The sequence below is a fragment of the Halomonas nitroreducens genome (assembly GCF_003966155.1).
In the GTDB taxonomy this organism is placed as follows: Bacteria; Pseudomonadota; Gammaproteobacteria; order Pseudomonadales; family Halomonadaceae; genus Halomonas; species Halomonas nitroreducens.
On record NZ_RXNS01000014.1, the window covers coordinates 125054 to 139420 of the forward strand.

Consider the following 14367-nt stretch of genomic DNA (forward strand, 5'->3'; position numbering starts at 1 on the left):
GTTCATACCAATGTCTAAGGGGAAGTAGGGGCGCGGGCGGTTTATGCTGGAACTACCTTATGGCGTCGGCGGCACCAACAACAACGCCACCGGCATCATCAACCTGAAGGGGCCACCCCGAGGACAGAGGCATTTCCATGAGTGATCAGCAGCACGTCTATCCGGTACGTGAGGACTTCGCCGCCAAGGCATGGGCCGACAAGGCGACCTACCAGGCCATGTACCAACGCTCCCTGGATGATCCGGAAGGCTTCTGGGCCGAGCAGGCGAAGCGCCTCGACTGGTTCACATCACCGACCAAGATCAAGCACACCGTCTTCGATACCCATAACGTCGACATCCGCTGGTTCGAGGACGGCACCCTCAACGCCAGCGTCAACTGCCTGGATCGACACCTCGAGACCCGCGGGGATCAGCCGGCGATCATCTGGGAAGGCGATGATCCCAAGGATTCCAAGACCCTGACCTATCGCCAGCTGCACGAGCGGACCTGTCAGCTGGCCAACGCCCTGAAGTCGCTGGGGGTCGCCAGGGGCGACACCGTGACCCTCTACATGCCGATGATCCCCGAGGCCGCCATGGCCATGCTGGCCTGTGCCCGGATCGGTGCCATCCACTCGGTGGTCTTCGGCGGCTTCTCCCCGGATGCCCTGGCCCAGCGGGTCAAGGACGCCGGCTCCAAGGTGGTGATCACCGCCGACGAGTCCGTGCGTGGCGGCAAGAATGTGCCCCTCAAGGACAACGTCGATGCGGCCCTGACCCGCGAGGGCACCGACGTGGCCGAGAAGGTGCTGGTGGTCCAGCGCACCGGTGGCGATATCGAGTGGCAGGATGGCCGCGACGTCTGGTACCACGACCTCGTCGACCAGCAGTCCAGCGACTGCCCGGCCGAACCGATGGGCGCCGAGGACCCGCTGTTCATCCTCTACACTTCCGGCTCCACCGGCACGCCCAAGGGGCTCAAGCACACCACCGGCGGCTACCTGCTGCATGCCGCCATGACGCACCAGTACGTCTTCGACTACCAGGACGGCGAGATCTACTGGTGTACTGCCGACGTAGGCTGGGTCACCGGTCACAGCTACATCGTCTACGGCCCCCTGGCCAACGGCGCCATTTCCCTGATGTTCGAGGGGGTGCCCAGCTACCCGACCAACGGCCGCATGGGCGAGGTGGTCGACAAGCACAAGGTCAACATCCTGTATACCGCGCCCACCGCGGTGCGTGCCCTGATGGCTCATGGCGACAACGTCATGGACTCCAGCAAGCGTGACAGCCTGCGCCTGCTGGGCTCGGTGGGCGAGCCCATCAACCCCGAGGCCTGGGAATGGTTCTACCGGGTGATCGGCAACGAGCAGTGCCCCATCGTCGACACCTGGTGGCAGACCGAGACCGGCGGCATCATGATCGCCCCGTTGCCGGGCGCCACCGACCTCAAGCCGGGCTCCGCGACCCTGCCGTTCTTCGGCGTTCAGCCGGCGCTGGTCGACAACGAGGGCAACCTGCTCGAGGGGGCCACCGAGGGCAACCTGGTGATCCTCGACTCCTGGCCGGGCCAGGCGCGCTCCATCTGGAAGAACCACGAGCGTTTCCTGCAGACCTACTTCACCACCTACAAGGGCATGTACTTCACCGGTGACGGCTGCCGTCGGGACGAGGACGGCTACTACTGGATCACCGGCCGGGTCGACGACGTGCTCAACGTTTCCGGCCACCGCATGGGCACCGCCGAGATCGAGTCCTCCCTGGTGGCCCACGATGCTGTGGCCGAGGCCGCCGTGGTCGGCTTCCCCCACGACATCAAGGGCCAGGGCATCTACATCTACGTGACCCTGGCGGATGGCGTGGAACCCAGCGACGAGCTCAAGAAGGAGCTGACCCAGTGGGTGCGCAAGGACATCGGTCCGATTGCCTCGCCGGATGTTATCCAATGGGCGCCGGGCCTGCCGAAGACCCGCTCGGGCAAGATCATGCGCCGCATCCTGCGCAAGATCGCCGCCAACGAGTGCGACGGCCTGGGCGACACCAGCACCCTGGCGGATCCGTCGGTGGTCGAGGAACTGATCGAGCATCGCGCCATCAAGTAACCGCGTGCGGCTGCCCCGTCTGGCCGGGGCAGCCCGCCGGTTGGACATTCGAGCCGGCCCGCGTGGCCGGCTTCTTGGTGGCACGTCGAAAAATGTCGACAATGCCCGCCTAACGCTTGGGCATCGCCTTGGCCATGGGGTAACATGCCGTGAAAGACAAAAGCGTCCCGCAGGCGGCGGCCGCCCCGTCCCGCTGCTCCCGGAACCGGAGGAGAATCCATGGCCTTTGCCCAGAAATTCATCGTTGCCGATGACCATCCGCTGTTCCGCGCAGCCTTGACCCAGGCGCTGCGCCAGCTGGCACCCCAGGCCGAGATCGTCGAGTCCGACACCATGGAGGCCACCACCGAGGTGGTCACCCGCCACCCGGATGCCGACCTGATCCTGCTCGACCTGCACATGCCGGGCGCCCATGGCTTTTCCGGGCTGATCCAGCTGCGCGGCCAGACCCCCGATATCCCGGTGGCGGTCGTCTCCGGCAGCGATGAGCTGCATGTGGTGCGCCGGGCCATCGACTACGGGGCCTCCGGGTTCATCCCCAAGTCGTCCTCGCTGGCGTTGATCGCCGAGGCGGTGGGCGAGATCCTCGACGGCGAGGTTTGGCTGCCGGCGGAGATGGCCGATGCCCTGGGCGAAGGCGACGAGGAGGAGACCCGCTTCGCCGAGGCGATCGCCTCGCTGACGCCCCAGCAGTTCCGGGTGCTCAACATGCTCACCGAGGGGCTGCTCAACAAGCAGATCGCCTACGAGCTCAACGTCTCGGAGGCCACCATCAAGGCCCACGTCACCGCCATCCTGCGCAAGCTCGGCGTGCACTCCCGCACCCAGGCGGTGATCGCCGCCCAGAAGCTCGAGGTGGAGCCGCCCAAGGTCGAATCCTGACCCGGGCTTCGCCCGGAGCTGGAAGCGCGGCGCTTCGCGCCTGGAAGCTTGAAGCTGGAAGAACAACCGCCTCCGTGGTCTTGTCCCGGAGGCGGTTTTATCTACGCTGCCTTCCAGCTCGCGCGCGGCGTGCTACCCCTCTTGCCTGGTGGCCGCCCGGCTGGCCTGCAGGGTGCGCGTCAGCAGCGCCCGCAGGGCGGCGGGGCGCACTGGCTTGAGCAGCAGCTGGTAGCCGGCGCGGCGGATCTCCTCGGCGACCTCCTCGGTGCGGTCGGCGGTGATCACGATGCCGGGGACGGCGCCGTAGAGCCGCTCGCCCAGGGCTTCCATGGCCATCAGGCCGGTGACCTCGTTGTCGAGGTGGTAGTCGGCCAGGATCGCGTCCGGGTCGTCGTCCAGGTGGCGCAGCACCGACTTGGCGCCGCCGATGGAGGTGGCCGTGAAGACCTCGCAGCCCCAGCCGGAGAGCATGGCCTTCATGCCCTCGAGAATCAGCGACTCGTTGTCGATGCACAGGATGCGCTTGCCGGCCAGCTTGTTGCCGGCACGCCGCGGGGTGGCCTCCTCGGCGTCCTCACGGTGGCGGGCGGCCACCACCGGCACACTGACCGCGAAGACGGTACCCACCCCCTCCCAGGAGCGCACGGTGATCGGGTGATCGAGCACCCGGCTCATGCGGTCGGCGATCGACAGCCCCAGTCCCAGGCCCTTCTCGCTCTCCTTGTGGCGCGAGGCCTGGTCGAGGCGGCGGAACTCCTGGAAGATCTCGGCCTGCTTGGTCTCGGGGATGCCGGGGCCGGAGTCCCAGACCTCGATGGTTAGCCGCTCGCCATGGCGCCGGCAGCCCAGCAGCACCCGCCCTTCCTGGGTGTAGCGGATGGCGTTCGACAGGAAGTTCTGCACGATGCGCCGGAGCATCTGGGCATCGCTGTCGACCCAGCAGCGGGTGGCCACTACCACCAGGTCCAGGCCGCGGTCCTCGGCCATCACCTCGAACTCGGCGCGCAGCGGTCGGAAGATGTCGGCCAGGGCGAAATGGCTGCGCCGCGGGGTGAGCGCCCCGGCGTCGAGCTTTGAGATGTCCAGCAGGGTGCCGAGCAACTCCTCGGCGGCCTGCAGGGAATTGTCGATGTGGCCGATGGTGCGCCGCATGTCGTCGGCATCCATTTCCTGGGATAGCGCCGAGGTGAACAGCCGGGCGGCGTTGAGCGGCTGCAGGAGGTCGTGGCTGGCGGCGGCCAGGAAGCGTGTCTTGGAGGCGTTGGCGTCCTCGGCGACCTGCTTGGCCTGGCGCAGCGCCTGCTCGGCCTCGGCGCGCACGCGGTTCTCCTGGCGCAGGGCGGCGTTGGCCTCGGAGAGCGCCTGGGTGCGCTCGCGGACGCGCTCCTCGAGGGTTTCGTTGGTCTCCTTGAGGGCGATCTCCGCGCGGCGGCGCTCGGTGATGTCCTGGTAGAGGGCGAAGAAGCCCAGTATCGCCCCGCTGTCGCCGAAGTGCGGCGTATAGGTCACCAGCATGTAGCGCAGGCCCTCGGGCAGGGTCAGCGAGACCTCGAAGTTGACCCGCTCGCCGGCCAGCGCACGCTCGATCCACGGCTCGCGCTCCAGGGCCAGCTCTGCCGGGATCACCTCCTGCAACGGCTTGCCGATCACCGCGTTGCGATCGATGCCGAAGGCCTGCTCGTAGGCGCGGTTGGTGAAGAGGTAGCGGCACTCCTTGTCGAAGTAGGCGATCAGTGCCGGCACGTTGTCGGTGTAGATGCGGATGTTGTTCTCGGAACGGATCAGCGCTTCCTCGATGCGCTTCTGCTGGGTGATGTCCTGGTAGGTGTAGACGAAGCCGCCACCGGGCATGGGATTGCCCTGGACCTCCAGCACGCTGCCGTCCTGGCGGTAGCGGACATAGCGATGGGGCTGGCCCTCGCGGATGTTGTCGAGCAGCAGCTGGACATGCTCCTCCGGGTCGCCGGGCCCGTACTCGCCATTGTGGGCGTTGTAGCGAAAGATGCGGTCGACCGGGGCGCCGACCCGGATCAGATGGTCCGGGAAGCGGAACAGCTCCAGGTAGCGCTGGTTCCACACCACCAGGCGCAGGTTCTGGTCCACCACGCTGATGCCCTGGTTGATGTTCTCGATGGTGGCCTGGAGCAGGGCACGGTTGAACTCGAGGACCTGGGAGGCCTCGTCGACGATGGAGATCACGTCCGAGATGCCGATGCCGCGGCCCTGCAGCGCCGAGTTGACGACGATGCGCGCCGAGGAGGCGCCCAGTACCGAGGCCAGGAAGCGCTCGGTGAACTGGATCACGTCGATGGAGGCCCGGGTGTTGTCCTCCAGCGGCTTGCCGGTTCGCCGTGCATAGTCGTCGAAGGCACGGCTGACCTGACTGGCACCGAGGAAGCGCTCGCACAGCACCTTGAGGTCGCCGACGGTGGTGGCGCCGGTCCAGGGCCGATTCACCGACGTCTGGCGCGTCTCGACGCTGTCGACGAACAGCGAGGCCTGGATGCGCTCCACCACCCGCTGGGGGGTCATCTGGGAGACGAAGATATAGCACACCAGGTTCACGCCCAGCGACAGCATCACCCCATGGGTGAAGCTGTCACCCACGTTGAGGCCGAACAGCGAGGTGGGCGACAGCCAGCCGATGCCCAGGGGCCCCCCCGACAGCCAGGCGGCCGGCAGCACCCCGGCGCCGATCATCGCCGGCATCAGCAGGCTGTAGGCCCAGATGGCGAAGCCGGCGTTCATGCCGACGATGACCCCCAGGCGGTTGCCGCGTTTCCAGTAGAGGCCGCCGATCAGCGCCGGGGCGAACTGCGCCGCGGCCGCGAAGGACAGCATGCCGATGGCGGCCAGGGAGCTGAACTCGCCGATCAGCTGGTAGACCCCGTAGGCCAGGCCCAGCACCACCGCGATGGTGATGCGCCTGGCGCGCAGCACCAGGCGACCATAGTCCCGGGCCTTGGTGTCGAACCAGCGCAGCCGGAACAGGGCGGGGATGACGATCTCGTTGGAGATCATGATCGACACCGCCACGGCGGCGACGATCACCATGCCGGTGGAGGCCGAGAAGCCGCCGATGAAGGTCAGCAGGGCCAGCCATTCGCTGCCGGCGGCCATGGGCAACGCCAGCACATAGCTGTCGGGCTCGACGCTGCCGTCCGCGAACAGGGTCAGCCCGGCGGCGGCCAGCGGCAGCACGAAGAAGGCGAAGGCCACCAGGTAGAGCGGAAACAGCCAGCGGGCCTTGGCGGCGTCGTCGCGATGGGTGTTCTCGACTACCGCCACGTGGAACTGGCGGGGCAGGCAGAGAATGGCCAGCATGGCCAGCAGGGTCTGGGCCCAGAAGCTCTGGCCGAAGTCCTGCTGGGCGAGCTGGCGCTGCAGCTGCAGCTGGATATCGGCAAACGCCAGCAGGTCGCCGAGACCGTCGAACATGCCCCAGGTGACATAGGCGCCGAGGATCAGGAAGGCCACCAGCTTGACCAGCGACTCGAAGGCCACGGCGTGGATCAGCCCCTCGTGGTGCTCCGTGGCGTCGGTATGCCGGGTGCCGAAGAGGATGGCAAAGGCCGCCATGACCAGCGCGACATAGAAGGCGGTATCACCGAACAGTGGCGCCCGGGTGATGTCGTTGGCATCGGTGAGCACGCTGAAGGAGGTCGAGACGGCCTTCAGCTGCAGGACGATGTAGGGCAGGGTGCCGATCAGTGCGACCAGGCTGGCGAAGGCGGCCAGCGACTGGGTCTTGCCGTAGCGCGAGGCGATGAAGTCGGCGATCGAGGTGACATTCTGATGCTTGGCGACGCGGATCATCTTGGCCAGCACCGGCCAGAACAGCAGCAGGGTCAGGATGGGACCGACGAAGATGCTGGCGAAGGACCAGCCCGAGGTGGCGGCCTGGCCCACGGCACCGTGGAAGGTCCAGGAGGTGCAGTAGATGGCCAGCGCCAGGCTGTAGATCACCGGGCGCCGGCGAGTGGCGCCATGCTCGCGGGCCTGACGGTCTCCTCGCCAGGCGATGGCGAACAGCACCGCGACGTAGAGCAGCGAAACGACGATCAGCAGCCAGCCTGCAAACATGGACAATCTCCCTCGGGTTCCCGCCCATTCTAAGCCTCGCCTGGCAACTGTCTACGCTCGGCTCTCCGAGGGACAGGCCGCTCGAGAAGCGCATTGACCCATCGGCAAACTGCGCATTCCGACACGCGACCTCTCTGCCGCTCGCGTTTCAGGTCGCCAGGCTCCGCCTGGAGTGTCCCGTCACAGTGTCGCTGACCGCTGCCTGGTACCCCACCGCGAAGCGGGAAGTGCTCATGCCCGTCGGCGGCGGACATGGCGCAGGCTCGCGCTCGCCTGAGCCCTTGCGCAAGCCGGGGGCGATGGCAGGGATGGCCCGGGTCAGGCGTCGCGACAGACCGTCCGGAGCAGCGGGTCCGGGGCCTCGAGGTGACGCAGCTCCTCGGTCTGGGGACGGCGCGGCTCACCGGCCAGCGGCACCAGGTCCCGGGCACTGCAGTTCAGCAGATAGGCCTCGTGCTGCACCCGGTCCGCGTTGGCCAGCTCGAAGCGATAGAGGATGAACTCGACCAGCTGCTGGTCGTTGGCGCGGGAGTGCACCAGGTTGGCCCGGTCCACCACGGTGAAGGCCGAGGTCAGGGGCACCAGGTAGGTCCAGGGGCGCCAGAAGACCGGTGTCTGCTCGGTACTCACCACTCGGGTGGAGTCGGGGAGCTGGGCGCGCTTGTGCTCGAACCAGGCGTACTCGTGGTTGATCTGGTAGCCGATCATGCCCAGTCCTGCGCAGACCGGGACGATCCAGCGGGGCAGGCGCCTCCGGCTGAGCATGCGCAGCAGCAGGCCGATACCGGCGGCGCCGAGGCCGGCGAAGGCCGCCGCAATCAAGTGCCATATCATAGGACAGCTTCCTAACAGCAGTCGGGCTTCCCGAGGGAAGCCCGACGAAGGGTTGGGGCCGGCGTCGCAGGGACGCCGGTTCGGGATTATGGCTCAGTGGTCGGCCGCCATGCCAGCACCCTTGGGATAGCGGACGCTCTCCACCAGGTCCTGGATCTCCTGCGGCGGTGCCGCAGTCGCCTTGGAGATCGAGAAGGCCACGGCGAAGTTGATGATCGCGCCCACGGCACCGATGGACAGCGGCGAGATGCCCAGCACCCAGTTCGCCGGGATATCCGCCAGGTTGTTGGTGCCAGGGATGAAGAACCAGCCCTTGTAGACGAAGATATAGACCAGGGTGAAGACCAGACCCGTCAGCATGCCGGCGATGGCCCCCTTGTTGTTCACGCGCTTGGAGAAGATGCCCATCATCAGCGCGGGGAACAGCGAGGCACCGGCGATACCGAAGGCCAGAGCCACTACCTGAGCCGCGAAGCCCGGGGGATTGGCGCCCAGGTAGGTGGCGACGATGATGGCGACGGACATCGAGATACGTGCCGCCAGCAGCTCGCCCTTCTCGGAGATATTGGGGTTGATCGAGCCCTTGATCAGGTCATGACTGATGGCCGAGGAAATGGCCAGCAAGAGCCCGGCTGCCGTCGACAGCGCCGCCGCCAGGCCACCCGCGGCAATCAGGCCGATGACCCAGCCGGGCAGGTTGGCGATCTCCGGATTGGCCAGCACCAGGATGTCGCGGTTGACCTCCAGCTCGTTGCCGGCCCAGCCACGCTGCTCGGCGGTCGGGGCGAAGGCCTCGGTGTCGTTGTAGAGCTGGATACGGCCGTCGTCGTTCTTGTCCTCGTACTGGATCAGGCCGGTGACTTCCCACTCGCGCACCCAGTTCGGACGCTCGTCGTACTGGATGGGCTCGGCCGTCGGGCCGTCGGGATAGATGGTGGTCATCAGGTTCAGGCGGGCCATGGAAGCCACGGCCGGAGCGGTCAGGTACAGCAGGGCGATGAAGACCAGGGCCCAGCCGGCGGACCAGCGCGCATCGGCAACCTTCGGCACGGTGAAGAAGCGGATGATGACGTGGGGCAGGCCCGCGGTCCCGATCATCAGCGACAGGGTGAACAGCACCATGTTCAGCTTGTTGTCCACGTCCGCCGTGTATTCGTTGAAGCCGAGCTCGGTGATGACCTCGTTGAGCTTGGCCAGCAGCGGCATGCCCGAGCCGTCATGCTCGGAGAACAGGCCCAGCGGCGGCAGCGGGTTGCCGGTCAGCTCCAGCGAGATGAACACTGCCGGGATGGTGTAGGCGGTGATCAGCACGCAGTACTGGGCGACCTGGGTGTAGGTGATGCCCTTCATGCCCCCCAGCACCGAGTAGAAGAACACCACGATGGCCGCGATGATCAGGCCCATGGTGGCGTCGACCTCCAGGAAGCGCGAGAAGGCCACGCCGGCGCCGGCCATCTGGCCGATGACGTAGGTCACCGAGGCAACGATCAGGCAGATCACGGCGACCAGGCGAGCTTTCTTGCTGTAGAAGCGATCCCCGATGAACTCCGGCACCGTGAACTTGCCGAACTTGCGCAGGTAGGGCGCCAGCAGGGTGGCCAGCAGGACATAGCCGCCGGTCCAGCCCATGAGGAAGGTCGAGTTGGCATAGCCGCCGGCGGCGATCAGGCCGGCCATGGAGATGAAGGACGCCGCCGACATCCAGTCGGCGCCGATGGCCATGCCGTTGGTGATCGGATGCACGCCGCCGCCGGCGACGTAGAAATCCTTGGTCGAACCGGCCTTCGCCCAGATGGCGATGCCGATATAGAGGGCGAAGGAGGCGCCCACGAAGAGGACGTTGATCGCGAATTGACTCATGCTGGCTTACTCCCCAAGCCCGAACTTTTTATCCAACCGGTTCATCTTCCACGCATAGAAGAAGATGATGCCGATGAAGGTCAGGATCGATCCCTGCTGCGCGAACCAGAAGCCCAGGTCGGTGCCGCCGACGGGAATTCCCGCGAGCAGCGGGCGAAGCAGGATGGCGCAGCCATAGGACACCAGTGCCCAGACGACCAGGCAGCCGGCAATGAGGCGGAGGTTGGCCGCCCAGTAGGCTTCGGCATTGGGTTTCTCATCTGCCATAGTGTTGCTCTCCACTTGTTGTTGGGGTTGGGAGGTTGTCCCGAGCGTTCACATGACTCAGCCGGGCAATCGCGCGTGGACAGCCGTTCAGCCAGCCGTGATCCAGGCCGGGATGCCGAGGGACGCAGCGGACCTGGGGCAAGTTGGCAATGAGGGCATGGTTTCCTCCCTTACCTTGTGTCAGGACCTTGGTCGATCACGCTTTGGGTTGAGGTGGGGTGTCGACGTGCGATTACCCTGCACGACTCACCGCTAATGCTGGTCAATAAAGCGGAAAAATAAATCCCAGACTTTGGTATCATGAGGGTAAAACGATTTAAAAGGATTTTGATAATCCCTTTAAAATCATTGCCTTGATGATGTTGTTAAGGTTTTTGTTTTCTGCGTTGCCTCGCTATGCAGGACGATTGTCTAGGAGGGTATCGAATTGGACTTTAGTCGAAACATTGGTTGAATAGTACCAAGGTATAACGCTTTGTCGCAGTGATATGGCAATGCCTTGAGGCCGCATAGAACCATGGTCTAGATACTTGCCCCGACCCCGACTTTGCTACCCTGATCCCAGTGTTTCTGCTGCGGTGTCATCGGTCGATCTATGGCCCACCTCCTCGGCGCCCCTGGCCCGCGGTGGGCAGTTCCCGTCAGACGATGCCCGTTTCCCGATGCGAGGACCTCGCCATGGTCGATGTGGATCTCTCCCAGCCGCCGTTCACCTTTCTCGACGAGGCTGGGCGTGAGCGGGTGCGTGGTGGCATCGACCTCGCCTACTTCGATCGCGACGAGATCATCCTCGAGACCGGCCAGCCCGGCGAGTACGTCTTCCTCATCCACAAGGGCGAAGTGGCGGAACTCGATACCACCCAGCCCGGTGCCCGGCAACGGATCGGTCACTACACCGCTGGCGACCTCTTCGGGGCGATCAGCATTCTCAACGGCACGAGTCGCTATCGCTTCCGGGCCGAGCAGGAGAGCCTCTGCTACCTGCTGCCCAAGGCACTGTTCCTCAAGCTCTGTGACGACTATCCGGCGTTTGCCGAGTTCTTCCGCCAGACCCTGGCCCACAAGACCCGTCTGCTGACCGAGCAGCGTGCCGCCGGCGGGGTGACCATGGCCGGCTTCATGCTGGCCCGCGTGGACGAGTGTATGCGCGAGCCTCTCTGCGTGGGCCCCCGGGCGACCATCGCCGAGGCGGTCACCACCCTGCACGACAGTCATGCCGACAGCCTGCTGGTCGAGGGCGAGCAGGGCCCGGGGATGATCACCAAGACCGACCTGCTCAACGCCCTGGTCCTCGAGGGGCTGCCCCAGGACAGCCCGGCGCGGTCGGTGGCGCACTTCGAGCTGGTCTCGGTGACGCCGGAGCAGTACCTCTTCCAGGTACTGGTGCTGATGACCCGTCACCAGGTGGAGCGGGTGGTGGTCACCGAGGGCGAGGCCGCGGTGGGCGTGGTCGAGCTGACCGATGTCCTGAGCTACTTCTCCAGCCGCAGTTACGTGGTCAGCCTGCAGGTCGAGCAGGCCGACAGCCTGGCGGCGTTGTCCGCCGCCAGTCGTCGCACTCCGGAGCTGGTTCGCGCGCTGATGGCCCAGGGCGTCAAGCTGCGCTTCGCCATGGGCCTGCTGGCGGCCCTCAACAGCCGGATCATCAACAAGGCCTGGGGGTTTCTGATCGAGGAGCGCTATCACCGCGACAGCTGCCTGATGGTGATGGGCAGCGAGGGGCGCGGCGAGCAGATCCTCAAGACCGACCAGGACAATGGCCTGATCCTCGACGATACCCTGGACTGGCCCGACTGCGCCGAGCAGATGCAGCGACTCACCGAGACCCTCATCGAGCTGGGCTATCCGCCCTGTCCGGGCAACATCATGGTCTCCAACCCCGACTGGGTGGGCACCGAGAGCCAGTGGAAGCGGCGCATCGCCCAGTGGGTGGAGCAGCGCGACGGGGACAGCCTGATGAAGCTGGCCATCGTGCTTGACGCCCATGCGGTCGCCGGCAACCCGGCGCTGCTGGAGCGCCTGCGCGAGTCCCTGTTCCGCCTGTGTGCCGGTGACCAGCTGCTGCTGTCCTACTTCGCGCGGCCGGCGCTGCACTTCTCCACACCCCTGACCCTGTTCGGCTCGCTCAAGAAGCCCCAGCACGGTATCGACATCAAGAAGGGCGGCATCTTCCCCATCGTGCACGGGGTCCGCGTCATGGCCCTCGAGCGGCGGATCGCGGTGACCTCGACACTGGATCGGCTGGATGCCCTGGTGGCGGACGGGCGCCTGGAGGCGCGCTTCGCCGAGGACCTGGGGGAGGCGCTGTCGCTGTTCACCGAGCTCCGACTCAAGCAGCAGCTGGCACGGCTCGACGGGGAAGGGAAGCAGGGCGGCGAGCCGGATCGGGTGGTGGTCCAGGAGCTGTCCTCCCTGGAGCGCGACCTGCTCCGCGAGGCGCTGCATATCGTCAAGGACTTCAAGCAACGCCTGTCGCATCACTTCCATCTCGAGTACTCGTGAGGCCCGGCCCCGGCAGGCTGCATCAACACAGGAGCGCGGTTCATGCTCAGGACATTGCGACGGGTGGCCGACCGGCGGAGACACGCCCATGGCCGCTACGGCTGGCTCTTCCATCCCTATACCGGCGACGAGCTGGTGGCCCTCGGCTGCCAGACCACCGGCACCAACGCCCGGACCGCCGAGCTGGTGGCCATTGCCGCCGTGCGCCTGCGCGGCGACCGGGTACTGACCAGCGAGTCCCTCGACCTTCGCTTGCGGCGGCCGGCCAGCCTCGATGGCGACTCCATCTGCCTGCACGGCCTGCGCGGGATCGACCTGGACGACGGCGAGAGCATCGACGAGGCCCTGGCGCAGCTGCTGGATTTCGTCGGCAACCGTCCCCTGGTGGGCTGGCGTCTGGATTTCGAACTGGCCCTGCTCAACCGCTACCTGCGCCCTCGCTTCGGCTTCGACCTGCCCAACGCCGGCATCGACGTGGCGCAGGTGTACCAGCGCCGCCAGCGACACCACCATCCCCAGCTCGACAGCCAACCACGCTTCGCGCAGGTTGCCGAGCGCCTCGGGGTGCCCCTGATGGGGCAGCACAGTGCCCTGGGGGTAGCAGTGACCACCGCCCTGATGCATCTGCACCTGGCCCGGGAGGGCCATCCCTCGCGGCAGATGTCCTGAACGCCCCGGCTGGCGGGCTTGGCTTCGCCAGTTTCCGGGGAGAATGGTAGGATAGGCGCCCGTCCACCCGCAGATGCCCTGGCAGCGCCGTGACCATGCAAGATGCCGTGATGTTTGATCCCCGTCCCGCCGAGGACAGTCCCGCCGCCGAGCCGCAGGCCGACGGCACCGAGAGCCATGCCGCCAAGGCCAAGCGCGAGTTCAACAAGCTGCAGAAGCGGCTGCGGCGCCAGGTGGGCAACGCCATCATCGACTACGACATGATCCGTGACGGCGACAAGGTGATGGTCTGCCTGTCCGGGGGCAAGGACAGCTACACCATGCTGGAGATCCTGCGCAGCCTGCAGCGCAATGCCCCGGTCAACTTCTCCCTGGTGGCGGTGAATCTGGACCAGAAGCAGCCGGGCTTTCCCGAGCATGTCCTGCCGTCGTACCTGGACAGTCTCGGGGTCGACTACCACATCCTCGAGCGTGACACCTATTCGGTGGTGAAGGAGAAGACGCCGGAAGGCAAGACGACCTGCGCACTGTGCTCGCGGCTGCGGCGTGGCTCACTCTACGGCTATGCCGAGGAGATCGGCGCCACCAAGATCGCCCTGGGCCACCATCGCGAGGACATCCTCGAGACGCTGTTCCTCAACCTGTTCTTCGGTGGCAGTCTCAAGTCGATGCCGCCCAAGCTGCTTTCCGACGATGGCAAGAACATCGTCATCCGGCCGCTGGCCTACTGCCGCGAGGCCGATATCGCCGAGTTCTCGCGGCGCATGGAGTTCCCGATCATCCCCTGCAACCTGTGTGGCTCGCAGCCCAACCTGCAGCGCCAGGTGGTCAAGGAGATGCTGGCCGAGTGGGAGGCCAAGCACCCCGGTCGACTCGAGAGCATGTTCAAGGCCGTGACCAACGTGGCGCCGTCCCAGCTGGCCGACCGTGTACTGTTCGATTTCGCCGGTCTCGAGGACAAGCAGGCGAGGATGCGGGCCGATCGGATCGATCTCCATCAGGAGCTATAAGCCATAAGCTGGAAGCTTGGAGAGCTCCCTTGACGCGGGTTCTGGAGGCAATATGCTGCCTTCCAGCTTCCAGCTTCCAGCTTCCAGCTTCCAGCTTCCAGCTTCCAGCTTCCAGCTTCCAGCTTCCAGCTTCCAGCTTCCAGCTTCCAGCTTCCAGCTTCCAGCTTCCAGCT

The 14367-nt window shown here is 65.9% G+C and carries 9 protein-coding genes; 5 read left to right on the top strand and 4 right to left on the bottom strand.

Annotated elements, in window-relative coordinates:
* Positions 1-137 precede the first annotated feature (137 nt).
* Together acs and EKG36_RS15000 are read left to right on the top strand one after the other, a co-directional pair.
* The gene (acs, locus tag EKG36_RS14995; RefSeq protein ID WP_126485491.1) at positions 138-2087 is read left to right on the top strand and encodes an acetate--CoA ligase; all 1950 of its coding nucleotides are present in this window, start codon (positions 138-140) and stop codon (positions 2085-2087) included.
* 219 nt (positions 2088-2306) lie between these two features.
* A complete protein-coding gene (locus tag EKG36_RS15000; RefSeq protein ID WP_126485493.1) occupies positions 2307-2969 on the top strand; it encodes a LuxR C-terminal-related transcriptional regulator in 663 nt (220 codons plus the stop codon).
* A gap of 132 nt (positions 2970-3101) precedes the next feature.
* On the opposite strand, the gene EKG36_RS15005 is transcribed toward EKG36_RS15000, so the two are convergent.
* The 4 genes from EKG36_RS15005 to EKG36_RS15020 all read right to left on the bottom strand — a co-directional run bounded on the left by EKG36_RS15005 (position 3102) and on the right by EKG36_RS15020 (position 10013).
* Positions 3102-7052: a hybrid sensor histidine kinase/response regulator gene (locus EKG36_RS15005; RefSeq protein ID WP_126485495.1), complete on the bottom strand. Its 3951-nt coding sequence runs from the start codon at positions 7050-7052 to the stop codon at positions 3102-3104.
* A 318-nt stretch (positions 7053-7370) separates the two neighbouring features.
* Positions 7371-7886, bottom strand: a complete 516-nt coding sequence (locus EKG36_RS15010; protein WP_126485497.1) for a hypothetical protein — start codon at positions 7884-7886, stop codon at positions 7371-7373.
* A 93-nt stretch (positions 7887-7979) separates the two neighbouring features.
* On the bottom strand, positions 7980-9746 hold the full coding sequence (locus EKG36_RS15015; RefSeq protein WP_126485499.1) for a sodium:solute symporter family protein: 1767 nt from the start codon (positions 9744-9746) through the stop codon (positions 7980-7982).
* A 6-nt stretch (positions 9747-9752) separates the two neighbouring features.
* Complete coding sequence (locus EKG36_RS15020) at positions 9753-10013, bottom strand: DUF4212 domain-containing protein (RefSeq protein WP_126485500.1); 261 nt, start codon at positions 10011-10013, stop codon at positions 9753-9755.
* A gap of 678 nt (positions 10014-10691) precedes the next feature.
* Here EKG36_RS15020 and EKG36_RS15025 point away from each other — a divergent pair.
* The 3 genes from EKG36_RS15025 to ttcA all read left to right on the top strand — a co-directional run bounded on the left by EKG36_RS15025 (position 10692) and on the right by ttcA (position 14194).
* Positions 10692-12515 (top strand): DUF294 nucleotidyltransferase-like domain-containing protein, encoded by a 1824-nt coding sequence (locus EKG36_RS15025; RefSeq protein ID WP_126485502.1) that lies wholly within the window; start codon positions 10692-10694, stop codon positions 12513-12515.
* 42 nt (positions 12516-12557) lie between these two features.
* On the top strand, positions 12558-13184 hold the full coding sequence (locus EKG36_RS15030) for a 3'-5' exonuclease (RefSeq protein WP_126485504.1): 627 nt from the start codon (positions 12558-12560) through the stop codon (positions 13182-13184).
* Positions 13185-13279: 95 nt separating this feature from the next.
* A complete protein-coding gene (gene ttcA, locus EKG36_RS15035) occupies positions 13280-14194 on the top strand; it encodes a tRNA 2-thiocytidine(32) synthetase TtcA (protein ID WP_126485534.1) in 915 nt (304 codons plus the stop codon).
* Positions 14195-14367: the final 173 nt, after the last annotated feature.